At 36.4% G+C, this 22,451-nt stretch carries 28 protein-coding genes and 1 pseudogene; 25 read left to right on the forward strand and 4 right to left on the reverse strand.

The features are described 5' to 3' along the window. Nucleotides 1-232 precede the first annotated feature (232 nt). From ACVYAD_RS13615 to ACVYAD_RS13655, 9 genes are all read left to right on the forward strand, one after another. Nucleotides 233-853, forward strand: a complete 621-nt coding sequence (locus ACVYAD_RS13615) for a bifunctional transcriptional activator/DNA repair enzyme AdaA (RefSeq protein WP_476426808.1) — start codon at nucleotides 233-235, stop codon at nucleotides 851-853. Continuing rightward, a complete protein-coding gene (adaB, locus tag ACVYAD_RS13620) occupies nucleotides 837-1,370 on the forward strand; it encodes a methylated-DNA--[protein]-cysteine S-methyltransferase (RefSeq protein WP_476426809.1) in 534 nt (177 codons plus the stop codon). The genes ACVYAD_RS13615 and adaB overlap by 17 nt, the downstream gene beginning before the upstream one ends. 31 nt (nucleotides 1,371-1,401) lie before the next feature. Beyond that, nucleotides 1,402-2,220 (forward strand): SPL family radical SAM protein, encoded by an 819-nt coding sequence (locus ACVYAD_RS13625; protein ID WP_476426810.1) that lies wholly within the window; start codon nucleotides 1,402-1,404, stop codon nucleotides 2,218-2,220. A gap of 151 nt (nucleotides 2,221-2,371) precedes the next feature. Further along, nucleotides 2,372-2,602 (forward strand): hypothetical protein, encoded by a 231-nt coding sequence (locus ACVYAD_RS13630; protein WP_476426811.1) that lies wholly within the window; start codon nucleotides 2,372-2,374, stop codon nucleotides 2,600-2,602. A gap of 388 nt (nucleotides 2,603-2,990) precedes the next feature. After that, nucleotides 2,991-3,716 carry an ABC transporter ATP-binding protein gene (locus tag ACVYAD_RS13635; protein WP_349662102.1) on the forward strand — a complete coding sequence of 242 codons (726 nt, stop codon included), beginning with the start codon at nucleotides 2,991-2,993 and terminating at the stop codon, nucleotides 3,714-3,716. 12 nt (nucleotides 3,717-3,728) lie between these two features. Next, nucleotides 3,729-4,466 (forward strand): ABC transporter permease, encoded by a 738-nt coding sequence (locus ACVYAD_RS13640; protein ID WP_476426812.1) that lies wholly within the window; start codon nucleotides 3,729-3,731, stop codon nucleotides 4,464-4,466. A gap of 255 nt (nucleotides 4,467-4,721) precedes the next feature. Continuing rightward, a complete protein-coding gene (locus ACVYAD_RS13645; protein ID WP_476426813.1) occupies nucleotides 4,722-6,023 on the forward strand; it encodes a sensor histidine kinase in 1,302 nt (433 codons plus the stop codon). 9 nt (nucleotides 6,024-6,032) lie between these two features. Then, entirely contained in the window at nucleotides 6,033-6,776 is a 744-nt protein-coding gene (locus ACVYAD_RS13650) for a LytR/AlgR family response regulator transcription factor (protein WP_349662099.1), read from the forward strand. A 650-nt stretch (nucleotides 6,777-7,426) separates the two neighbouring features. Continuing rightward, nucleotides 7,427-8,881: an Msr family ABC-F type ribosomal protection protein gene (locus ACVYAD_RS13655; protein WP_476426814.1), complete on the forward strand. Its 1,455-nt coding sequence runs from the start codon at nucleotides 7,427-7,429 to the stop codon at nucleotides 8,879-8,881. A gap of 40 nt (nucleotides 8,882-8,921) precedes the next feature. On the opposite strand, the pseudogene ACVYAD_RS13660 reads toward ACVYAD_RS13655, so the two are convergent. Together ACVYAD_RS13660 and ACVYAD_RS13665 are read right to left on the reverse strand one after the other, a co-directional pair. After that, nucleotides 8,922-9,023: pseudogene (locus ACVYAD_RS13660) on the reverse strand (ABC transporter permease); the annotation flags it as partial. A gap of 84 nt (nucleotides 9,024-9,107) precedes the next feature. After that, complete coding sequence (locus tag ACVYAD_RS13665; protein ID WP_476426815.1) at nucleotides 9,108-9,362, reverse strand: ATP-binding cassette domain-containing protein; 255 nt, start codon at nucleotides 9,360-9,362, stop codon at nucleotides 9,108-9,110. A 118-nt stretch (nucleotides 9,363-9,480) separates the two neighbouring features. On the opposite strand from ACVYAD_RS13665, the gene ACVYAD_RS13670 reads away from it, so the two are divergent. Further along, nucleotides 9,481-10,305 carry an NAD(P)H-dependent flavin oxidoreductase gene (locus ACVYAD_RS13670; RefSeq protein ID WP_476426843.1) on the forward strand — a complete coding sequence of 275 codons (825 nt, stop codon included), beginning with the start codon at nucleotides 9,481-9,483 and terminating at the stop codon, nucleotides 10,303-10,305. 61 nt (nucleotides 10,306-10,366) lie between these two features. On the opposite strand, the gene ACVYAD_RS13675 is transcribed toward ACVYAD_RS13670, so the two are convergent. Further along, entirely contained in the window at nucleotides 10,367-11,338 is a 972-nt protein-coding gene (locus ACVYAD_RS13675) for a DUF1385 domain-containing protein (protein WP_476426816.1), read from the reverse strand. A gap of 131 nt (nucleotides 11,339-11,469) precedes the next feature. Here ACVYAD_RS13675 and ACVYAD_RS13680 point away from each other — a divergent pair, with 131 nt between their 5' ends. The 15 genes from ACVYAD_RS13680 to ACVYAD_RS13750 all read left to right on the forward strand — a co-directional run bounded on the left by ACVYAD_RS13680 (nucleotide 11,470) and on the right by ACVYAD_RS13750 (nucleotide 21,140). Next, nucleotides 11,470-11,895, forward strand: coding sequence for a hypothetical protein (locus ACVYAD_RS13680; protein WP_349662092.1), 426 nt, complete (start codon nucleotides 11,470-11,472; stop codon nucleotides 11,893-11,895). 60 nt (nucleotides 11,896-11,955) lie between these two features. Next, nucleotides 11,956-12,390: a type II 3-dehydroquinate dehydratase gene (gene aroQ, locus ACVYAD_RS13685; RefSeq protein ID WP_323655051.1), complete on the forward strand. Its 435-nt coding sequence runs from the start codon at nucleotides 11,956-11,958 to the stop codon at nucleotides 12,388-12,390. 2 nt (nucleotides 12,391-12,392) lie between these two features. After that, nucleotides 12,393-13,454 carry a M24 family metallopeptidase gene (locus ACVYAD_RS13690; protein ID WP_349662091.1) on the forward strand — a complete coding sequence of 354 codons (1,062 nt, stop codon included), beginning with the start codon at nucleotides 12,393-12,395 and terminating at the stop codon, nucleotides 13,452-13,454. Nucleotides 13,455-13,471: 17 nt separating this feature from the next. Further along, entirely contained in the window at nucleotides 13,472-14,029 is a 558-nt protein-coding gene (efp, locus tag ACVYAD_RS13695) for an elongation factor P (protein WP_197141081.1), read from the forward strand. Nucleotides 14,030-14,196: 167 nt separating this feature from the next. Next, a complete protein-coding gene (locus tag ACVYAD_RS13700) occupies nucleotides 14,197-15,204 on the forward strand; it encodes an NAD(P)H-dependent flavin oxidoreductase (RefSeq protein WP_476426817.1) in 1,008 nt (335 codons plus the stop codon). Between the two features lie 287 nt (nucleotides 15,205-15,491). After that, nucleotides 15,492-15,701, forward strand: a complete 210-nt coding sequence (locus tag ACVYAD_RS13705) for a hypothetical protein (protein WP_012295089.1) — start codon at nucleotides 15,492-15,494, stop codon at nucleotides 15,699-15,701. A gap of 4 nt (nucleotides 15,702-15,705) precedes the next feature. Then, nucleotides 15,706-16,083, forward strand: a complete 378-nt coding sequence (locus ACVYAD_RS13710; RefSeq protein WP_079561815.1) for a hypothetical protein — start codon at nucleotides 15,706-15,708, stop codon at nucleotides 16,081-16,083. A 12-nt stretch (nucleotides 16,084-16,095) separates the two neighbouring features. Further along, nucleotides 16,096-17,007: a stage III sporulation protein AE gene (locus tag ACVYAD_RS13715; protein ID WP_349662089.1), complete on the forward strand. Its 912-nt coding sequence runs from the start codon at nucleotides 16,096-16,098 to the stop codon at nucleotides 17,005-17,007. 1 nt (nucleotide 17,008) lies between these two features. Then, a complete protein-coding gene (locus ACVYAD_RS13720) occupies nucleotides 17,009-17,152 on the forward strand; it encodes a hypothetical protein (RefSeq protein ID WP_349662088.1) in 144 nt (47 codons plus the stop codon). Nucleotides 17,153-17,216: 64 nt separating this feature from the next. Further along, a complete protein-coding gene (locus ACVYAD_RS13725) occupies nucleotides 17,217-17,636 on the forward strand; it encodes a hypothetical protein (RefSeq protein WP_079561813.1) in 420 nt (139 codons plus the stop codon). Further along, complete coding sequence (locus ACVYAD_RS13730) at nucleotides 17,637-18,197, forward strand: SpoIIIAH-like family protein (RefSeq protein ID WP_349662087.1); 561 nt, start codon at nucleotides 17,637-17,639, stop codon at nucleotides 18,195-18,197. 202 nt (nucleotides 18,198-18,399) lie between these two features. Beyond that, nucleotides 18,400-18,906: an acetyl-CoA carboxylase biotin carboxyl carrier protein gene (accB, locus tag ACVYAD_RS13735; RefSeq protein ID WP_476426818.1), complete on the forward strand. Its 507-nt coding sequence runs from the start codon at nucleotides 18,400-18,402 to the stop codon at nucleotides 18,904-18,906. Nucleotides 18,907-18,918: 12 nt separating this feature from the next. Then, nucleotides 18,919-20,277, forward strand: coding sequence for an acetyl-CoA carboxylase biotin carboxylase subunit (gene accC / locus ACVYAD_RS13740; protein ID WP_349662085.1), 1,359 nt, complete (start codon nucleotides 18,919-18,921; stop codon nucleotides 20,275-20,277). A 168-nt stretch (nucleotides 20,278-20,445) separates the two neighbouring features. Beyond that, complete coding sequence (locus ACVYAD_RS13745) at nucleotides 20,446-20,880, forward strand: hypothetical protein (protein WP_476426819.1); 435 nt, start codon at nucleotides 20,446-20,448, stop codon at nucleotides 20,878-20,880. Nucleotides 20,881-21,011: 131 nt separating this feature from the next. Next, entirely contained in the window at nucleotides 21,012-21,140 is a 129-nt protein-coding gene (locus ACVYAD_RS13750; protein WP_476426820.1) for a hypothetical protein, read from the forward strand. 254 nt (nucleotides 21,141-21,394) lie between these two features. Here ACVYAD_RS13750 and ACVYAD_RS13755 read toward each other — a convergent pair whose 3' ends face one another. Next, a complete protein-coding gene (locus ACVYAD_RS13755; RefSeq protein WP_476426821.1) occupies nucleotides 21,395-21,730 on the reverse strand; it encodes a hypothetical protein in 336 nt (111 codons plus the stop codon). Nucleotides 21,731-22,451 lie beyond the last annotated feature (721 nt).

A 22,451-nucleotide genomic window follows, 5' to 3' on the forward strand; every position in this document is an offset into this window, starting at 1 on the left:
GTTGATCAATCGGGTATGCTTCATCCCCCACTGATCATTAGTTAAATCAATTGGGCTTTTAAGGGGCTGTTCATCTCCCACCTAAACCTCTCCGTTTCTCAAAGTTTTGAGGTTGGAGTCCTATAGCCCGTTAATGCAGGATAAAAAATAAACTTCAATATATTGCTGTTTCATTCCCAGAACTATACATTCTGAAATTATAGGGAGTATATTGTAAGGAGAGGTGAGGTCAATGCCGGATAGTATTAATAACGGACATAGAATTTTAAATGATGTAGAAATGATAACAAATGAAAAGTGGCAAGCAATTATAAATAATGATGCAGCGTTCAATAATCAATTTTTCTACGCTGTAAAGTCGACGGGGATATTTTGTAAACCATCCTGTAAATCTCGCGTTCCGAAAAAAGAAAATGTATGCATTTTTCCAAACGCAGAACAAGCTCTCCGCGCAAATTTTCGTCCTTGTAAACGTTGCAAGCCAACTAATGAAAATCTGCCAGATAACGAGTGGGTTGATTTAATTACTGAATACATTGATAAAAATTTTACAGAAAAATTAACGCTAGAATGGTTAGCAAATATATGTCACGGGAGTCCATATCATATGCATCGAACATTTAAAAAGATTAAAGGCATTACGCCGATTGAGTATATACAACAAGTTAGAGTACATGCGGCTAAAAAGTATTTGATTCAAACACATAAAGCGATTGGAGATATCGCTTTATGTGTAGGTATGGCAAACACACCTTATTTTATTACTTTGTTTAAAAAGAAAACGGGACAGACGCCAGCGCAATTTCGTCAAATGAGTAAAATGGAGGAAAAGTACAATGGGAACAAAGAATAAACCAACCCTTTTTTGGTCTTTACTAAAGTTTAAGGATTGGAATTTTTATATTGCTTCAACTTCTAAGGGGCTTGTGTTTGTAGGCTCACAGAACAAACCATTCGAGGAATTGTTCGAATGGGCTAAGAAATGCTTTCCAGGAAGTCCTCTTGTTGAAGATGATGAAAAGCTTGAACCCTATGTCGTTGAAATCACTCAGTATTTAGAAGGAAAGCGGAAAACCTTTACTGTTCCATTTGAGTACGTAGGTACACAATTTCAGCTAGCAGTCTGGAATGCACTTTGTGGAATTCCTTATGGACAGACGAAATCCTATTCCGACATTGCAAATGATATAAATAAACCAGCAGCTGTTCGTGCTATAGGAGTGGCTATTGGGGCTAATCCGATATTAATTACTGTACCGTGCCATCGTGTAATAGGGAAGAATGGCTCATTAACTGGCTATCGGGGTGGATTAGAAATGAAGACATTGCTACTGGATCTAGAAAAGCAAGTTTCATCTAGCTGTGAGTAATTATTGCCGTACAATGAATGGAGGTTCCATCATGAAAAGTGAATTATTTTATAAAAATCCGAAAACCATTCTGAATAAAGGGACTGGCTTCCTTTCGGGATATACGCATTCACTAAATCCTTATACAGGCTGTTCATTTGGGTGTTCCTATTGTTATGTACGCGAAATGCCTGTATCTCTTTTTCGAGAAGGGCAATGGGGAAATTGGGTCGATGTTAAAAACGGAGCTGCGAATTTATTAAAAAAGGAGCTTCGTCGCGCCAAAGCCAAAGGGAATGTAACCATTTTTATGTCATCAAGTACAGACCCGTATCAACCAATAGAGCATAAGGAAAAGGTGACGCGATCTTTACTAGAAGTGATGGTAGAAGATCCTCCTGACTTCCTATTAGTACAAACTAGAAGCCCACTTGTAAGTCGAGATATCGATTTGCTGCAACTTTTTAAAGATAAAGTTCGAGTAAGTATGACTATTGAGACAGATTCGGAAACAATCCGTAAACATTTTACGCCAAAGGCACCTCCGATCCAGGCGCGCTTTAAGACATTGGAAAAACTAGCGGCTGCTGAAATACCCACCCAAGTTGCTATAGCCCCTATCTTACCGAGTGGGGAATATTTTCCTATAAAATTGAAACCATTTGTCGATCGGATTTGTATGGATGACTACTTCATGGGCGATGGCAGTGGTGGAAAACGCACAAGAAAACTAGGTATTGAGAAAAAATATGCCCAACTTGGTTTAGAAGAATGGTATGGACCACATGTAATTAATAAAGTATATAAGCGATTCATTGAAACCTTTCCGGAAAATCACGTTTATGTGAGCCAGGCAGGGTTTGAGCCGTAAAAAAATTTGTTTTCGAATTATATTTTCCATTCGAGCTCTCAATATGACAAATCCCTACTTTCATAATCAGGCACAATTTTAAAGTGGATACTGATTATATGCCGTAGTTAAACTTCCGGATGTTTCATAGTTAGGAAGGTCCGCTCGTTAAATGATTTTAAAACAGATAGACAGCATGAATTTCTATCAATTTAATAAAAAACATTTGATTATGCATTTAACAGACCTAAAGTATCAGCATCTTGCTGGTGCTTTTTTTAGTGGTGTGGGTAGCTTGCGCATGAACTCTAGGGTGCAGGTTCCAATCTCTGAAGGAAGAAATACACCTGCCCAAGGAAAATTACTACATCTAAAGCTAGATCCGATTGAGTTTGCGCAATAAAACAAAGTGCTTTCTTTTGAAGACCGTATCGGATAAATAAGGTGGATAGGTGGTGTGAAAGTGTATGTGCTTAGCTGGGGAGGTCTGACAGAAACGTGAAGTATCCCTTCATAACGTGCTTGTTGAAAAGGAGGGGTATATTAGAGTTTCATAGAACACCTAAAGGAGAAGGTAATTTGCTAATCATGAAGCGGTCTGCCTGGTACATCAGCTGAACTTGTATAACAAGTGCTGACACAGGGAATCTTGTTGACAGTTAGGAATAAAAATAGAACACCTAAATCAAATACTTCGGACATCTAAGTATAGAGGAGCATTTTGTATGCATGGAATGAAAAACAGTAGAGTTCTCGAGTTATAGTATGTATGTAAATAAGGAGGGTGAACCATGCAGGATTACAATGTAAAGGTAGAAAAATTAACAAAGAACTATGGGAAAAAAGCTGTTCTGAAAGGAATAGACTTTACTGCTAAAAAAGGAGAAATTATTGGTGTTATCGGTAAAAATGGCGCTGGGAAATCGACATTCTTGGAAATATTAATGACGATCAAAGATTATAATGACGGCAAGGTAGCTGTTTTTGGTAATAACTTGAAGGAAGTTGATCAAGCTAATCTGGAAGAAATCAAAAGTAATATATCTGCTGTACTTCAGCCTACACAGTTTTATAAAAAATTAAAAGTAAAAGAATTATTAGATCTTTTTCGTGCCTATTATGGTAGCAAAGTAGATTTAAATGAAATTATCGAAGAGTTTGAATTGCAGGAGCATCTAAATACATTTTTTGATAATTTATCTGGAGGCTGGAAGCAAAAGGTTAGCCTAGCCATTGCATTTTCTTCAAAACCGCGTTTGATTATTTTGGATGAACCGACTACCGGTCTGGATCCTCATATGCGGAACGTATTATGGGAAAGTATCACAGGATATATAAAAAAAAATGACAGTACAGTGATTTTATCGACTCATTACATGGATGAAATAGAACTCTACTGTGATAGAGTTCTATTCATTAACGACGGTGTAACCGAAGTATATGATACGCCAGAAAATATACTGAAATCAGGTTATAAGTCTATTAATAGCTTTTATCTAGATAAAATTTCTAAATAAGGGGGCGAAAAGATGTTATTAACACAAATTAAATATGACTTAATCATGTTTTTTAGAGAGTTATTTTATTTAGTTTTCACAGTTGTTGTACCGCCAGTAACATATATTTTAATGGGACAAATGTTCAGTAATGCAACCTATAGTGGAGGAATGAACTATGTTCAAATGTATACACCATCGTTTATTGTCTTAATTAGTTTTTCAGTAGTATTTTTTGCCTTTGGTTTTGATCAGGTAATGAATCGCGCAGAAGGCATTGAAAAAAGACTTTTCATTACGCCTATAACGGATAAAATTTTGCTGATGTCCAGTATAGCCAAGTCATTTATTATTGCAACTGCAGGATTTGTCTTAATAACATTGATTGGCATACTTATTTATGATTTGCAACTTTCTATTGTTAATTTCTTAGTTTCGTATTTAAGTTTGTTACTTATTAATGCGATAATGTTAGTTTATTCTCATGCGATTTATTCAAACTTCAAGGAAGTAAAAACAGCACTAATTATGTCTATTGTTTTGTTTCAAATTGTTATGTTCACTGGCGGCTTTTCTGTACCTGTGGAGAGTCTTCCGAATTTTGTGAAATATGTATCCTATGTGAATCCGTTCTATCATTTAAATAACATGTATATTTCATTTTGGAATCAGACATTTGAATTCAATCAAGATATGCTGATTTCAATCGGGTACACATCGTTTCTTCTAATTATTTCATTAGTTGTTATTAAGCTCAAAAAAAGATTTTAATGAGTTCCAGAGATTTGGTGAGAATCGTTATAAGTAGACATTGTCTGCAACGCCATTTTGATAATGAGCTGTTGTTTTAAATGAATTTTTTGAAAGAGCTTTATAAGAGCTGGAATATAAGCTTGAATTTTGGTCTGGTTTTGTCTTTCTTTTTATTACCTATCTTCCGCTAACAGGCCTTCTCTGATTCCTTTTATTTACTTATCTATAGTATACTATACAGTGGAGTTACTATATAGAAATGAGGGTCAGTGAGTGGCTATATTAGCATTCATTCAGGTTTTATTTTATTGTATTTTGGTAAGTTTCATTATAGGTAAACGTTTTTTTCGAAAGGAATATATTATTGCGGCCATATTGTTTAGTTTAATTATGGCATGGCTATATTCGTATTTAGATATTTTTGGTTCGTTATTTATATTTGCGTTTGTTCTTGCTATGTTTAAGTGTACATATCTAAAGTGGATACCTGCATTGTACTACGCATCAACAATAATGATTGCTATGATTCTTATTGATCATATAACATCTTTCATTATGGTAAAAATCTTTGGGATTAGTACTACCTTTATAGAAACGAACGGAATCATTTTTTCAGCGACATTACTTCATCACTTTATTACACTGATTATTGGTTTTATATTTATAGCCTTTTGGAAAAAAGTAATTATCCGAATTTTTGAGAAGGATGCAGATGATAAGAAATTAACGCGAATTGCGGCTTTCCTAGGTCTTTTCACATATGCGATTTATTTTACAATGATTGTTTATGTACGGTTAACAGGAAATCAAAATAAGCTTGTATTGATGAATACGATGTACTTATTAATCTATTTTATTATTTTTGCTGTTAGTTTGTCGTTCCTAGTATATACCTTTAGAAAGCAGTTTGAGATGAGGGAAAAGGAAATTGAGCTAAACAGTCTACAAATGTATACCGAACAGCTGGAAAAAAACTATAATGAAATGCGAACTTTCCGCCATGATTACATCAATATTCTGTCTTCTATGTCAGAATATATCACCAATCGTGATATGACTGCTTTAGAAAGCTATTTTAATGACAATATTATGCGCGTCAGTCAAAAGATTCGTGACAATGATTTTAAAATGAGGGGATTGTCCCAAATTAAAATTCCAGAAGTAAAAGGTTTGGTATCCTCCAAACTGATTACAGCACAGGAAAAGGGGATAGATGTGGTTTTTGAATGTCCTAACGAAATTCATTATCTGAATATGGATAGTGTACTGTTGTGCCGCTGTATTGGAATTATTTTAGACAATGCCATTGAAGCAGCAGAAGAAGTAGAAAAAGGTACGGTTCGAGTGGGGTTTGTGGAGTTTGAACAATCCGTGTCCTTTATCGTTTGGAATACGTTCAGAGATACTGGACATAAGCTCTTTCAATATTTCGAAAAAGGTTTCTCAACAAAAGGAGAAAATCGAGGATTGGGGCTGACTAGCCTGAAGAAAATGGTTGATCAAGAAAATAACACACAGTTGGATACAGTTATAGAGGATGAATTTTTTAAGCAGGAAATTGTAATTTTAAAGTGAGGGATTGAGATGATTGATGTTTTTATTTGTGAAGATCAAAAGGAACAAAGAGAAAAGATAGCCAGGTATGTTTCAAATTACATAATGATTGAAAACCTTGATATGCAACTGGTACTAACTACTGCAGATCCAGAAGAAATATTAGCCTATATAAAGGAGAGTAATCGACCTGGTTTATATTTTCTTGATATCGACTTGAATCATGAGATGAATGGTATCACACTTGGCGCAGAAATCAGAAAAATTGATCCAATAGGTGATATTGTTTTTATCACAACCCACTCAGAACTTACATATTTAAATTTCATTTATAAAGTAGCTGCGATGGATTTTATTATTAAAGATGATGTCGATTCTGTACAGAGCAAGATTGTTAGCTGTTTGAAGGTGACAAATGAAAGAAAGCAAGTAATGAACAAGACCTCCAATAAAAAATTCGTTCAAAGAGTTGCAGATAAAATTATTAGTGTCAACTATGATGATATCATGTTTTTTGAATCCTCCCCATTACATAAAGTTGTTTTACATTTGGATAATCGTCAAGTGGAGTTTTATGGGAAGCTGAAAGACATAGAAAAAGAGTATGAAGGCTTCATTCGTTGCCATAATTCTTACGTAGTAAATATCGACAATATTCAAGAACTGGACTTAAAAAAGAAAGAAATTCTAATGGAAAATGGAGAAACTTGCTATGGATCTGCTCGAATGATTAAAGCTGTACAGAAAAAATTAGAAATGAATGTTATCGAATAAGAGTATGATCTTCCTACTATTTCTAAGTGTTAAAAATGTATCGAAAAAGGAAATTGGAAGATTAGTATGAACTATAAATAAAAGAAAGCTATCGTTTTGATCAATCTTTATTCAAAACGATAGCTTTTTAAATGCGGTACAATCAAACTTTAAATGAATGTGGGTAAGTCTAATTTCCCGTTGACTTTTTCTCAAAGTCTCTATACGATAAATATCGTACCTTTAGAAATGTAAGGAGGATTATTAAAAATGATACCTAGACTATGGTCCCTAACTTTGAACCAGTAATTCAATACGGTCAAAGACTCTGTTTGTATAACACAGAGTAAACGGGATAAGTCTGTCCTTTTTTAGTAATCTTCATATTAAATATAATTATCTAATTTGAAGAAAGTGATTATTCTGCCTTTCTTTATCTTTGTGTAATTTTCTTTTACTAAGAGAAGGCTCATGCCTCTACTTTAATGAAGATGGGCAATTCCATTTACTCTAAATCACAGACAGGACATCTGTGATTTTTTATTTTATTTAAAAGTAGGAGGGATTTTGAATGGGTATGTTACTTTTTTATTGATACGAGCTTAGTTTAGAAGCTCGTATCGATCCTTGCTATCGATACGAAATGATAAAAATTTCGGGAGGTAGCGAATATGGAAAAAATCTGTTTTGAATTAGAAAATGTTGAAGTAGCCTATTTAAATAAGGAAATCTTAAAGATCGACCGGTTAGCCATTCACCAATTTGACCGTATTGGGATTGTTGGTAGTAATGGTGCAGGAAAAAGTACACTATTAAATTTATTGTCAGGTAAGGTTCAACCAACTAAAGGGAAAGTGTATCGTCATGTTGAGTCCGGATGTTTTGAACAACTTGAAGCACCAACATCACTTGGAGCCGATCCAGTATTACTTGGAAAATTAGATATACCAAAAGATTCGGTTCATTTAAGTGGCGGCGAGCAGACAAGGATGAAGCTTGCTCAGTTGTTTACCAACTATTACGATGCATTACTAATTGATGAGCCGACAACGCATTTGGATCAAGAGGGGATTTCCTTTTTATTAGAGGAACTTCGGTATTATTATGGAGCGCTAATATTAACTAGTCATGACCGTGCTGTACTAGACGAACTAGTCACGACAATTTGGGAAATTCATGAAGGCAAGGTCCTAGTTTATTTAGGGAATTATAGTGAATATGTGGTTCAAAAGCAGTTAGAACGTGAGCAACAACAGCAAGCCCATGAACAGTTCGTGAAAGAAAAGAGCCGGCTCGAAAAAGCAGCACAAGAAAAAATGAAAAAAGCTCAAAAGGTTGCTCAAGCTGGGCGGATGTCTAAAAGGGAAGCCAATGCCTTACCGAACAAGTCGTTTATGACGAAGTCCAAAGGTACGAGTGCAAAAGCGATGCAACGTGCAGCTAAAGCTATTGAAAGTCGAATGGAAAAACTTCAGGAAGTCGAAGCTGTAAGAGAAAATAGACCTATTGATTTCCGCCAATCTAAAGCTACAGAATTGTATAACAAGTTCCCGATTATGGTTGAGCGATTGACACTTCAAGTTGAAAATAAAATATTATTAGAAGATGTTAGTTTCCAACTGCCACTTGGTAAAAAAATTGCGATTACAGGTAGCAATGGCAGTGGGAAAAGTACATTGCTAGACTATATAGCAAAGAAGGATGATAACCTAATAATTTCTCCAAAAGCAAAAATAGGATACTTCAAGCAAATGAGTTACCATTTCGCAAATGATGCAACAGTTATGCAATTCGTAAAAAATCGCTCAGGATACGATGAACCATTTGTACGAAGTGTTTTACATTTAATGCAGTTTGTTGGTACAGATTTACAAAAAAGTGTAAAGTCTTTAAGTGGCGGAGAAGCTATTCGACTCCAACTATGTCTGCTATTTTTAGGTGAATATAATATTTTATTGTTAGATGAACCAACTAATTTCTTAGATATTGATGCTATAGAAGCATTAGAAACTTTTATTACTGGATATGAAGGCACTATTCTTTTTGTTTCACATGATCAACAATTTATAAAAAATGTAGCAGATTTACAATTGAGTATTCATGAGAAAAAATTGATACAAAATTGAGTGATAAATAAGCCGCCGGATTTTCGGCGGCTTTTTAATTATTGACAAATATCGCAAAGATCCCTCCTACCTGTTTGTCCGTAAAAATTGTGCCAAGTAATAAACCAAAACCAATATACAATAAGGAAATGACAATAAGTACGCCTACCATTAAAAGGACAGATTTATAAGAAGCATTGGTAAGCCCATGCCAAAGATGAGCGTTACCGGATCGCGTACTATTTCCTTATGATTTCTTGTCGCAAATACACTTGCTTTCATAGGGACTCCTCCTCTGTAATAGCAGATTCTCTACTACTGTTAAATTCGGTGCAATCGCTGTTTCCTGCGGAGAAATATTTAATTTCTTTTTAGCAGCGACTTGTTGATGAACAATACTTTCACCATCTAAAAGGGCATCACCAGCTGTTGGTGGCAAAAGTCCACAAAGCATTTTAATCGTTGTCGTCTTCCCGGCTGGCCCCTGCTCTACTAGCCTCAATAACCATCTTAGGATTAGAAACTAAAAACATCGGAGCAACTATAATTGGTAAACTAGACATACACCCTCCCCCTTTATACTTATAACATTTCGAGAGATTTCCTGAAAATCCTACTAAATCGGTTCATTTCCGTTATTAAATGCAAGACCGGCTTCAACTTGTGCAGAATGGCTTGAAGAAATAAAAAAGGCGCTACCTACTGAGCAATGGGCAGTCAATTTTATTTGCCATCCTGTAGCAAATACACGGTTTGAAGAAGATTTACAGTTAATTGAACAATTTCAGCCACCAATCGTCATTACTTCGCTCGGTAATCCAAAGAGAGTAATGGACATTGTGCACAGCTATGGTGGGGAGGTCTATGCAGATGTTGCGAACGTCAAGCATGCCGAAAAATCTGCTGCACTAGGTGTAGACGGACTTATTCTTGTGTGTGCAGGTGCGGGTGGGCACGGCGGGCAATTGAACCCATTTGGCTTTGTATCTGCGGTTAAGAAATTCTTTACGGGAACGATTATTTTATCTGGCTCTATCTCTAGCGGTGCGGACGTCCTAGCTGCTCAAATAATGGGAGCAGACTATGCCTATATGGGTACTCGATTTTTAGCTTGTGATGAAGGAGATGCACCTGAAGCGTATAAAAGCATGGTAATTGAAAGTGACGCTTCAGATATTTTATATACCGATGCTTTTAGCGGTGTCCATGTCAATGTGTTAATTCCATCCTTATTAAAAGAGGGGATTGATCCTGCGACATTGAAGCCAAGAGAAGATGTTGATTTAACACATCTTGTTAATGTCAAGGCATGGCGAGATATTTGGTCAGCTGGACATGGCATTACCAATATTGACAAACGAGAGTCCGTTCATGAAATACTCATAACATTGGAGGCGGAGTACGAGAAAGCAAAGCAACAAATAATTTCTGTACAGCCATTATAATAACGAATCTCTAACATAAAAGGGCAAGTCCAACAAAAAGTTGGTCTTGCCCTTAAATTTATTAATCATGATTCAAAGTAGCTGCGATTTCGGGTTGTTGCTCAACTTGAAGCAGCATATTGAATGATGCGATGGCTACTTCTACTTGGTCGTCTTTTGGCTCACGTGTTGTCAGTAATTGTAGCCATAAGCCTGGATAGCCAAGGTAGCGTAACACGGGAATATTACGGCATGCATTTGTAGCTTGAAGTACTTCAAATGAAATTCCAAGAACAACTGGAATTAATAGAATACGGTCCAAAATGCGTAACCAAAGTGGATCAGTTGGCACGAAGAAATATAAAAACATGCCGACAAACACAGTAAATAGCATAAAACTACTACCGCAACGATAGTGTAAGCGTGATTGTGCTTGCACATTTTCCACTGTTATTTCCATACCAGCTTCATGGCAGTTAATCACTTTATGTTCTGCACCATGATATTGGAATACGCGTTTAATAAGTGGTGTTAAAGATATAAAATATAAATAGGTAAGTAGTAAAAGTAGCTTTATGCCACTTTCAAGTAAAATTTGGCCAGTTTTGCCCTCAATCCATTTAGAGAAAAAATCCGCAATAAATACTGGAATTAAAGTAAAGGCAAATTTACCAAATAAAAAGGAAAGGATACCTACAACCGCAACCCCTAAAATCATTTGCAGTCTTGAGCCTTCCTCTTTATGCTCTTCCTCTTCGCCAGGTGTAACGTCGTAACGATCACCTGAAAATTGCATATGACGAGAGCCTAAACCAGCTGATTCAATCAGCGCTACTACGCCTCGTACCAATGGAATTTTTTTAAGCTTTTGTAAAATAGGGTTTTGAACTTTTTTAAAATGATAATAATCGATGGAATCATCGTTACGGCGAATGGCAGTAATCGTATGTTCCTTTCCTCCGAACATTACACCCTCTAATTGTGCTTGTCCCCCGTATACAGGTGAATTGCTCAAGGCTAACACCACTCTCTTTATATATTTCAACTGTACCATTGTACTAAATTTAGTGAAAAACCTCTAGAGTTACGCATAGTAAAATTTCTATATGGATACACTAATCGTACAGTTTAGGAAATGATTAACGTTTGAAAATTAACTCGTAGTACAAGTTAGGAGGATTTTACTTGAGAGTAGCTAGTATAACATCGCTAGTCGGTGCGCTTGTTTTAGCATTGTGTTTAAAGGGGCTTCATTACTTTCATCTTATTAAATGGAATCCAATAGGTTTTTATAAGAAGTGGGATTTATTCGAAGACAGTTCAAAACTATTTCAATGGAGCTTTTTCATTTTAGTCTTATTCATGATTGGGTTTCTATTATACATTACGTTGAGATATGTTTATATTATCCCAGCTGTGCTTTCATCTTTTTTGCTCGGCCTTATTGTGTCAATCACATTAGAATGGATTGTTCTTGATTTGCCTTTACAATCTTCTTCCTTTAAAAAATTATCGATTCCTTTTATGGTCATTGTTATTTGTCTATTACGTTTCTTGCTTGAAACTGCAAATTTTCATCAGAAGGAGCATACAGCACAAAAAGGAAATTAGTTGCTGTATGCTCCTTGTATGATAAAATAATGGCAAGTACATAGAAAGAGGCGAATATGCGTGAAGTTATTATGTTTGAATGGACCTAACTTAAATCGACTAGGAAAAAGAGAGCCCCATATTTATGGTTATGAGACATTGGAAGATGTGAAAAAAAATGTTCAGAATCTTGCGGCGTCTTTAGGTGCAACTGTCGAGTTTCGTCAATCTAATCATGAAGGGGTACTTGTTGATTGGGTGCATGAGGCGGAGGACGAAAAATATGATGGTATTATCTTTAATCCCGGTGCATATACCCATACAAGCATAGCTTTACATGATGCAATTGCAGGGATTTCTGTGCCGGTCATAGAAGTACATATTTCAAATATCCATAAACGTGAGGCTTTCCGTCATCATTCTTATCTCGCTCCGGCATGCCTTGGTCAAATCTCTGGACTAGGTACGAAAGGCTATGAACTGGCACTACGCACATTTATTGAGAGGGAGAATTGATTATGTTGAAATTGCAAAAGCTACGTAAGACACTTCAAGAACAAAATCTCGATGGCATTTTAATTACGAACGGATACAACCGTCGTTATATGACTGGTTTTACAGGGACAGCGGGCGTAGCAATCGTGTCTCAAAATGATGCTGTGTTTATCACGGATTTTCGTTACACAGAGCAAGCAGCCGCGCAAATACAAGATTTCCGTATTGTTAAGCATGAGGCGACGATCATTGAAGAAATTGCAACGCAAGTAAAAAACATGGGTATCAAATTATTGGGCTTTGAGAAAGATACTGTTAGCTATGGCACATATGAGCTATATAAAAATATAATTCAAGCTGATTTAGTACCGATTTCTGGGCTAATTGAAAAAATTCGCTTGATTAAGACGCAACAAGAGATTAATATTATTAAGGTTGCGTGTGAAATTGCTGATCACGCATTTACACATATCTTAAACTTCATCAAGCCAGGTAAAACAGAGCTTGAAGTTTCGAATGAATTAGAATTTTTCATGCGTAAACAAGGAGCAATTCAGTCTTCGTTTGATACAATTGTTGCGTCTGGTCTTCGCTCAGCTTTACCACATGGTGTAGCAACGAATAAAGTGATTGAAAAAGGCGACTTTGTCACATTAGACTATGGAGCACTGTACAATGGCTATATCTCGGATATTACACGTACTGTTGCAGTAGGCGAGCCATCTGAAAAATTAGTGGATATGTACAACGCAGTACTTGCTTCCCAGCTTTTAGCACTTGAAAAGGTTGGCCCTGGCTTAACAGGGATCCAAGCAGATGCGATTGCACGTAACTACTTAAAAGAAAAGGGCTATGGCGAGGCATTTGGTCATTCATTAGGACATGGGATTGGTCTTGAAGTACATGAAGGCCCTGGCTTATCGATGCGTTCAGAAGCAATTCTAGAGCCAGGTATGGCCGTAACGATTGAACCAGGAGTGTATTTACCAGGAATCGGTGGTGTTCGTATCGAGGACGATATTTTAATCACAGAGACAGGTAATGAACTGCTAACTCATTCGTCAAAAGAACTTATTATTTTATAAACTATGGAGGAACACAAATGATTTCAGTAAACGATTTCCGTACAGGTCTAACAATTGTTGTAGATGGCCAATTATACCGCGTGTTAGATTTCCAACACGTTAAACCAGGTAAAGGTGCTGCGTTCGTACGTTCTAAATTACGTAACCTACGTAACGGTTCAGTAAATGAAAAAACTTTCCGTGCTGGTGAGAAAGTTGAAAAAGCACAAATTGATAACCGTAAAATGCAATACCTTTATGCACAAGGTGATGAGCATGTTTTCATGGACTTAGAATCATATGAGCAAACTGAACTTTCTTCAGCTGCTATTGAATATGAATTAAAATTCCTAAAAGAAAACATGGAAGTGCATATCCAATCATACCAAGGTGAAATGTTAGGTGTTGAATTACCAAACACTGTAACACTAGAAGTAACAGAAACTGAGCCTGGTATTAAAGGTGATACAGCTTCAGGTGGTACAAAACCTGCAACTCTTGAAACAGGTCTTATTGTACAAGTGCCATTCTTCGTAAACCAAGGTGACATGTTAGTAATCAATACTGAAGAAGGTTCTTACGTTTCTCGTGGGTAATGAATAAAAATATCCGACCTACTCTTTTTTTAAAGGGTAGGTTTTTTTATTATACATATAAAGGTAGAGAGAGCTTCTTTTTTATAAATAGAAAAATTTGTTTCTATTATTTAATATGTGGTCATAATTGGAAGATTTGTTTACAATAATAGTAAGGAGTGAATGCTATGCTACAAACAACTTTTGAAATTCCATATCCAATAATACAGGCGCCAATGGCTGGTGTAACTACGCCAAAATTTGTGGCTGCCTGTGCAGAACAAGGTGTTTTAGGCTCGATTGGAGCGGGCTATTTAGATGGTGAGCAAACAAAAAGCTTTATTCAGGAAGTTAAAAAGCTAACGAAAAAGCCATTTGCGATTAATTTATTTGTACAAGAAGAACCACGTATTGATATAGATGTTCTTCAAAAAGCTCGAATGGCTTTACAACCGTTTTATGATGAACTTGGACTATCACCTGTACAAAGTGTCATGTCCAAGGAAGTATTTGAAGAACAAGTACAAGCTGTTCTTGAAGAAAATGTAGCCATTTGTTCCTTTACATTTGGTATTCCTTCAGCAGATGTTATTCATCGTTTAAAGGACAACGAAGTTTATGTAATTGGTACAGCTACTACACTAGAGGAAGCAAAGCGTGTAGAACAAGCAGGTATGCAAGCTGTTGTTCTTCAAGGTGGCGAAGCTGGTGGTCATCGTGGTTCCTTCACTGAACCTATGCAATTAATTGATTTGCATGATTTACTGCAACAAGTGGTAGGACAAATTTCCATACCGATTATTGCTGCTGGAGGCATTGTTACAAAGGAAGAGGTAAGCAAAGCACTAGCAATGGGTGCACAAGCGGTTCAAATTGGTACAGCCTTACTTGTAGCAGATGAGTGTGAAATTTCACCTCTTTATAAAAATGCCTTGCTTCAATCGGAAGCACAGCAAACGACGATTACACGTGCTTTTTCTGGGAAACCAGCAAGAGGCTTAGCAAATGGTTTTACTGAACGTATGAAGGATGCTACTGTAGCCCCTTATCCATTGCAAAATGATCTAACTACAACGATTCGTAAAGAAGGCGCAAAACAGGGTAAGGCTGACTATTTATCGATGTGGATGGGCGAAAAAAGCTATTTAGTGAAACAACCGGGTACTGTGAAAAGCATAATTGAAAAGTTACTTTAACTTTTTTCAGTAAGAGTTTTCTTAACGGAAGCGAAGCGTCAGCTATAAAACGTTCTTCCTCTATGGGTGGTGGCGAATTTAAGTACTCATCAAGATGTCTAACATCCACTGAAACCCGGCGTTACGCAAGCGGGAAGGGGTCTTTGGGTTGCGCAAAGCCAATCTAGAACGCAAGGATGACGAGGCGTCATTAATTTCATAAAAATACTAAGATCTCTATACGTAAGTATGGAGGTCTTTTTTTTGTGGTAGCGACATATATTGCTGTACACGAGGGGGCGTATGAAATGGAATTACAAGACGTATTAAGAGTCGCGGGAGTGGGACTAGTAGTTGCGCTTCTTCATGTCTTCTTTGATCAAACAGGAAAGAAAGAATTTTCATTTTTCCTATTTTTCATTGCCTATTTATATATGACAGCGGAATTACTGCGATTTTTACGTCTATTTTTTAATGAGATCCTTACATTCTTTCAATGGCTGACCTCATCAGGGTAGGTAAATGGAAATTGTCATCGTTGCTGTTGTCATGCTGCTTTTATTATTGCTTATAAAAGAAGTCATACAGCCACTCCATGCGCTAATTAGTGTAATGTTTTCGTTTTTACTTTTCGGTATGTTGTTTTCGACACTCTTATTGCCTTTCATCAAGCAATTACTTGAGACATTAGCATTTTTGCCTTATGCAAAAGCCATTGTGGTAAGTGCTAGCCTTTTTTATATCGGGCAATGGGTGTCGATGTTGCTGGTAGAACAAAACTATAAAGTACTCGGGCACATCGTCTATGATGGGGTCAAAATAGTTATTTTGTTGTACTGGTTTAAGGAGTTTTTGGCTGTTTTACAGGAGGTGTCGGCCATTTTACAACGGCTAAACTAAGGGGCGAAGACATTGCTAGAGCAAATATTTTCGTTTTTAACGGATCCATTCTTTCTATTGCTGAAGATGACGCTTATTTTATGTGGCTACGTCATTATTATTTTGATAATCAATATGATTTTACCAGAATTTGAAAAAGGGACAAGGATACTTTTTTTTCTTATAGTCCTTGCAACAATAGGACCTGTCGTTGTGAATTCATTTACATTAATAGACGAAATCGCAAAGGGACTTGCTCATATTTTTACAGCATTTTATCCCATCCTTACTTCAAGTTTTCTTTTATCAAGCAGCATTACAGCGATTGCTTCTTGGCAGCCTTTTTTACTTTTTTTTGTACAAGTATTAACGATTATTAGTAGTAAATGGCTTATTCCGGGAGTTCTTCTTGCCATTGTTTTTGATGTTTGCAGTGTCATCGTTAAAGAAATTTCGTTTACGAGAATTGCTGAATTGATTCGTTTTACCATTATGAGCATCGTCTCTGCATCAGTTATTTGTTACATCATTTTAATGTCGGCGAGTGGTGTTGCAGCTTTTAGTGTCAACGCAGCTGTTGCAGAGCCTGTGAAAAAATTAATAGAGGAAAATATTCCAGTTGTCGGTTCCTTTATAGTAGATAGTTTTTCAATGTTCCAGCATATGACACAATTCTCTTCTTCTATTAGTAGTATTACTGCGTTTATAGCGGTTATTACCGTGTCGTTCATTCCTACAGTGCAGCTTGTTGTTGCTGCCTATTCGTTGAAAATGTTAGCTGCTATTTTAGAGCCAATCGCCTTTGATGATATTTGTAGACTTCTAGATCATGTTAGTAAATCTCTATTTACATTATGTGCTGTATCATTTCTAATTGCTTTTTCGTTTATGTTTTCTTGTTTATTCCTCATCGTTTTTGTGCAAGTTATGGCTGGAGGGAGATAAATTGATTCTTTTATTAGCAATTCTCTTTATCTGTCAGATATTCGTGTTTCTAACGGACGATAAAGAAATAATTTCACTTACAAAGCTTGTCATTACGTTAGTATTTTTGCAATTGCTATTAAAGATTCCATTTATCAATTCATAGGAGGAAACAAGCGTACATACACTTGAAAAAGAGAAGAGATGAAAGGAGGCAATGTACAAGTGATGTGGAAAAGAAACCAAAAAAAACAACGTCATTTTTAGTCTTAATGCTGATCGCTGCCTCCGTGGGAATTTTCATCATTTTACCAATGTATCAAACGAATACAACGAATGGGCAAGTATCACCGAAAACCAATGAAGAAAAACTTGAACAGACATTGAAGGCTATGAAAGGTGTTGGGGAGGTAAAAGTCTATTTTTATTACGGAGATATGACAGATGAGAAGGATGACAATCAATTATTCAGTCAATATTTTCGAGGAACTGAACAAGGCACGAAAGAAGTAACGGGGATACTAATTGTTTCAAAAGGAGCATCAGATATCTTTGTTAAAAATGAAATTCGTGCGGTTGTTAGTCAAGTAATGCAATTACCGATTCATCGAATTATTATCGTTCCAATGGAAAATAAGGAGGAAAAGTAAATGCGCGTACGTAGAAGAACAGTTTGGTTTATGACATTATTAAGTCTAGTAGCGGTTATTTCAGTGTATTATTTGGTTGATCCAGCAAAACAATTTAATGGACTAACTATTTTCACAGATGACGCATTACAGCAAACTGCAGTAACAGGTGTGACTGATCAAGAAGCAACGAAAGAGGGAGAGACGAAGGAAGTATCTTCTCCAAGCCATTTATTTGAAGAGATGCGCATGCAAGTTAGTGATGAAAGAAGCCAGCTTCGTTCGCAATTAGAGCAGAAAATCGGTTCACAAGATTATTCAGCAGAAGATAAAAGTAAAGCTTATAATGAGATGGATAGCCTTATAAAACAAGAATCCTCTGAAGCAATGTTAGAAATGCTTATTAAATCTTTAGGTTATTCCGATGCATTTGTACGAGCAGACGGTGATAAAGTACAGGTAACTGTTATGGCGGAGGAGCTATCAAAAGCGCAAGCGAATGAAATTATTTATTTAGTGAGAACAGAAATGGAAGGCGCAAATGACGTCCTAGTAAAATTCAGTGCAAATAGTAACAATTAAAAATAACAAGAAAAATACTAATATTCTGTTTATTTGAAATCATTGTTATATATCAGTATCATGAAAAGGCTTTCGTTTAGTAAAAGAAAGCCTTTTGTTTTGTTCATATTTACTTAATTTGCATTAAAGTATTTCAAATTGTTCGAAAAAAATATAGAATAGTGCTTGTAGTAGATTTTATTTCATAAGGAGAGTTAGGAAAATGTTCAAAATTCAAGAAATTCGTGAAATCATTAAATTGGTAGATTCTTCTTCAATTGACGAGTTCGTTTATGAAGCAGATGGGGCAAAAGTTAAATTAAAAAAGAATGGTGTTGTTGTTACTGAAACTGTAGCACCTAAAAAAGAAGTAGTGGCACCTGTTGTACAACAATCTGCACCAGCAGCGGCTCCTGTAGCACCAGCTACTCCTGCTCCAGCAAAAGCTGAAGAAGCACCAGCTGCAGCACCAGTAAATAACGACCCATCGTTACATAAAATTGTATCTCCGATGGTCGGTACTTTTTATCAATCTCCAAACCCGGATTCACCAGCTTACGTTAAAGTGGGGGACAAAGTTGGTAATGAAACAATCGTATGTATCGTAGAAGCTATGAAACTATTCAACGAAATTGAAGCAGAAGTTCAAGGGGAAATCGTTGAAGTACTTGTTAAAGACGGTGAATTAGTAGAATACGGACAACCATTATTCCTTGTAAAAGCTGAGTAAGGAGTGCACAATATGAAAAAAGTTTTAATTGCAAACCGCGGCGAAATCGCTGTGCGTATCATTCGTGCTTGTAAAGAGTTAGGCATTCAATCTGTTGCCGTATATTCAGAAGCAGACGCAGACGCATTACATGTGAAATTAGCAGACGAAGCATATTGCATCGGACCAAAGCTATCAAAAGATTCATATCTTAGCTTCCCGGCTTTACTGAGCGTAGCAGAAAAAACAGGTGCAGACGGTATCCATCCAGGTTACGGTTTCGTATCTGAAAACGCTGACTTCGCTGAAGCTTGTGAAAACGCAGGCATTAAGTTCATTGGACCTTCATCAGATTCAATTAAAATTATGGGTATTAAAGATGTTGCACGTACAACAATGGAAGCAGCAGGTGTTCCGCTTGTTCCGGGTACTGGTATTGTTCCAGATATCGAAACAGGTAAAGAATGGGCTGCTAAAATTGGGTACCCAGTTATCATTAAAGCAACTGCTGGTGGTGGCGGTAAAGGTATCCGTGTAGCACGTACAGAAGAAGACCTTGTAAAAGGCATTGAAATTACGCAAAAAGAGGCTGCTGCAGCATTCGGTAACCCTGGCGTTTATTTAGAAAAATTCATCGAGTACTTCCGTCACTGTGAAATCCAAGTATTAGCGGATGGCTATGGTAACGTTGTACATTTAGGTGAACGTGACTGTACAGTTCAACGTCGTATGCAGAAATTAGTAGAGGAAGCTCCGTCTCCAGCGCTATCTTCAGAGCGTCGTGCTGAGATGGGTGCGGCTGCCGTTAAAGCTGCACAAGCTTGTAACTATGAAGGTGCTGGAACTATCGAGTTTATTTATGACTATAGAGAAGATAAATTCTACTTCATGGAAATGAATACTCGTATCCAAGTAGAACACCCAGTAACTGAAATGATTTCTGGTGTTGATCTTGTACAACAACAATTAAAAATTGCATCTGGTGAAAAACTTCCTTTCACTCAAGATGATATTCAATTAAATGGATGGGCAATTGAATGCCGTATTAACGCAGAAAATGCTTATAAAAACTTCATGCCATCAGCTGGTACTGTAGATACTTATGTAACTCCAGGTGGCTACGGTGTACGTATTGACTCTGCAGTATATGCTGGTTATACAATTCCACCTTACTATGATTCTATGGTTGCAAAACTAATTGTTCATGCAGATACACGTGAAGAAGCGATTGCGAAAATGAATCGTGCGCTTAGCGAATTCGAAGTATCTGGTCCTGGGATCAATACAACAATTCCATTCCACCAAGCATTGATGAACAATGACGTTTTCAAATCAGCGCAATTCAATACGAAGTTCCTAGAAGAGAATGATGTTTTGGGGACAAGCAAGTAAGCCGTATCAACGGTTTAACCATCTCGGCTAATAATCGGGAAGCTTGCGAAATAGTTGTGCGATATTTGCCAGCGGAATAGTTGGCGGAATAGAATTAGGAATAAAACAAAACGGAATATCCGATTTTTAGACCCTTTAACGAAACCGATTCGTTAGGGGGTCTTTTTTGTGCGTAAAAATAGTCAACGTACAGGGATTTTTGACTTAGAAAATATGAATTCGATTGAACTAAAAACGATTAATCCTAAAAACGAAAATAATGAGCTGCTAATATCAGCGCCGACAATTATGATTGATGTTAATCCAGTTAGTTTAAAAGGTAATCGTATTAGTGCGTATTCGGCGCTAATCATCGTTAAAGAACAAATGCGCTTATCGGGCATACGCGAATACGACTACAATTTTAGGCGGTTATTAACGAATATGAATGTCGAATATTTAGATGAAATTACAGTGGAAATACTATTCGGATTTATCTTATCATTAGGCGATGTAAAAGACATTACAAAGCAAAGTAAATTACGTGTGATAAAAGCGATATTAAATCGTATATTCGATAACGGTTGGATTGAAAGGCGTTTTTGGAAGGATATAAAAATTTAAGTCGACGGGAAAATCAAACCACCAGCTAATGAGAATAAATTTAGCGATACGTCTTTCGTTATTAAATATGAGTAACTTTATTCTTTGAAAGATGCAGTAGCTATTTATCAATATATAAATGTGGTTTACGTATGAGTATGTTAATTCAATTAGAAGAAAAAAATGTATACTTTGATGATCGGATGTTAATTATCGAGGGAGACATTATGAAAGGGAGGGACGTTTTAAAACTACCATTCGATGATGAATTAGAAATGTAGTTGAAAAGGTTCCTAATGTCTTATGAGATCCATTGCCCAGAGTTAAACGCTCAACAAGCGTCAATTAGTATAGTCATATATAACACTGAAATCTGCGCCAACAGACTTCGGCAAATATTCGCTAGAGCTCGCGCCAACTTGCGACTAGTATCATAATCGTAGCGCCAACAGTGGTTGACGAAAACTAGGTGCGCCAACACCTAGTTTTTCTATTTTTATAACCAGAATGTCCGTTAATGGGCTAGAAAAATCCGTCAGAAATATTGCAGAATTAACTGATATATTGCTATGGAAAGACCTAGAATACTAGCTTTCATTTTAGCTGGATGATTTCTTTCACTACGAAACAAGTAAAAGAATACTACTATAAATCCCAAAGGAACCCATAGCTGAAAGACACCTTCTTTTGTGTTGAGAGAAAAAATTGGAGTAATATATGTACTACTAATTAGAAAGTAAAAGAAAATCGTAAAACGTCTTGTTTCTAATTGCTTGCTCCATCTTACTAAAAGGAAAATAATGGTTATTGCTATAATCGTAATGTGTAAAGGGGGTAGAAAAAGAGAACCGTCCCCAAATTTAAATTCCACTTCGTATTCCCTCCTTTATTATAGTATAACACCATTTATAGTAAGAATTGTGCTTTTGCGGAAATCATATCTGAAATGGTGTTTGAGTTCTTAGGAAGAATGAGGCCTTCATTTCGCCTTTATAAACGTGGCTAGAAATAGCTTTAGATCGCAAGTAGGCGTATTTATCATACAAAGGTTAGAACGCATAAAACAAAGGAGGGATGAACGTTTAAGTAAATAGGAATAAATTTTTCCGAAAAGTTGTCCCAAAATAGGACGTTTTAGTGTGAGGTATATAGTAGATGAAAGTTTTATTGGAAAACGGTATATCGAAAGAGGATTGACGCTTAGAGCTGAACGGTATTTTGGTGGTGATTAGGGTATCAGGGTAGATACGCTTTAGCAATACCAAACGGGATACACGAACTATACTACTTTCTTTTTATCTAAACTACTATCTTTAAAATATTACGTCATGTAAACGGCTATCGACTCCGTAACTACCGACAATACATACGTATTGACTATAAGAAGAACTATATCTAACGAGAACTAACGTTTAAAGCAATTAATGTGGCTAAATACATGTGGGGAAGAAAGGTGTTGAGTTAATTGTGAAAGAGTAAATGTGTCTGTCAGGCGTTCGTAAGGTGACAATAGGGGGTGTGAAACATCACAATAGGACTGGTATATAATGAGTAGTCGTCATTAGTACAAGCCCTTAGAGTGATGTTTGTGT

Source organism: Lysinibacillus sp. G1-3 (assembly GCF_056322905.1).

What these genes read in the sequence shown, in the direction of transcription:
- ACVYAD_RS13615 (WP_476426808.1), top strand. Translation starts at nt 233, where the DNA reads ATGCCGGATAGTATTAATAACGGACATAGAATTTTAAATGATGTAGAA.
- adaB (WP_476426809.1), top strand. Translation starts at nt 837, where the DNA reads ATGGGAACAAAGAATAAACCAACCCTTTTTTGGTCTTTACTAAAGTTT.
- ACVYAD_RS13625 (WP_476426810.1), top strand. Translation starts at nt 1,402, where the DNA reads ATGAAAAGTGAATTATTTTATAAAAATCCGAAAACCATTCTGAATAAA.
- ACVYAD_RS13630 (WP_476426811.1), top strand. Translation starts at nt 2,372, where the DNA reads ATGATTTTAAAACAGATAGACAGCATGAATTTCTATCAATTTAATAAA.
- ACVYAD_RS13635 (WP_349662102.1), top strand. Translation starts at nt 2,991, where the DNA reads ATGCAGGATTACAATGTAAAGGTAGAAAAATTAACAAAGAACTATGGG.
- ACVYAD_RS13640 (WP_476426812.1), top strand. Translation starts at nt 3,729, where the DNA reads ATGTTATTAACACAAATTAAATATGACTTAATCATGTTTTTTAGAGAG.
- ACVYAD_RS13650 (WP_349662099.1), top strand. Translation starts at nt 6,033, where the DNA reads ATGATTGATGTTTTTATTTGTGAAGATCAAAAGGAACAAAGAGAAAAG.
- ACVYAD_RS13655 (WP_476426814.1), top strand. Translation starts at nt 7,427, where the DNA reads ATGGAAAAAATCTGTTTTGAATTAGAAAATGTTGAAGTAGCCTATTTA.
- ACVYAD_RS13675 (WP_476426816.1), bottom strand. Translation starts at nt 11,338, where the DNA reads ATGGTACAGTTGAAATATATAAAGAGAGTGGTGTTAGCCTTGAGCAAT.
- ACVYAD_RS13690 (WP_349662091.1), top strand. Translation starts at nt 12,393, where the DNA reads ATGTTGAAATTGCAAAAGCTACGTAAGACACTTCAAGAACAAAATCTC.
- efp (WP_197141081.1), top strand. Translation starts at nt 13,472, where the DNA reads ATGATTTCAGTAAACGATTTCCGTACAGGTCTAACAATTGTTGTAGAT.
- ACVYAD_RS13700 (WP_476426817.1), top strand. Translation starts at nt 14,197, where the DNA reads ATGCTACAAACAACTTTTGAAATTCCATATCCAATAATACAGGCGCCA.
- ACVYAD_RS13705 (WP_012295089.1), top strand. Translation starts at nt 15,492, where the DNA reads ATGGAATTACAAGACGTATTAAGAGTCGCGGGAGTGGGACTAGTAGTT.
- ACVYAD_RS13710 (WP_079561815.1), top strand. Translation starts at nt 15,706, where the DNA reads ATGGAAATTGTCATCGTTGCTGTTGTCATGCTGCTTTTATTATTGCTT.
- ACVYAD_RS13730 (WP_349662087.1), top strand. Translation starts at nt 17,637, where the DNA reads ATGCGCGTACGTAGAAGAACAGTTTGGTTTATGACATTATTAAGTCTA.
- accB (WP_476426818.1), top strand. Translation starts at nt 18,400, where the DNA reads ATGTTCAAAATTCAAGAAATTCGTGAAATCATTAAATTGGTAGATTCT.
- accC (WP_349662085.1), top strand. Translation starts at nt 18,919, where the DNA reads ATGAAAAAAGTTTTAATTGCAAACCGCGGCGAAATCGCTGTGCGTATC.
- ACVYAD_RS13750 (WP_476426820.1), top strand. Translation starts at nt 21,012, where the DNA reads ATGAGTATGTTAATTCAATTAGAAGAAAAAAATGTATACTTTGATGAT.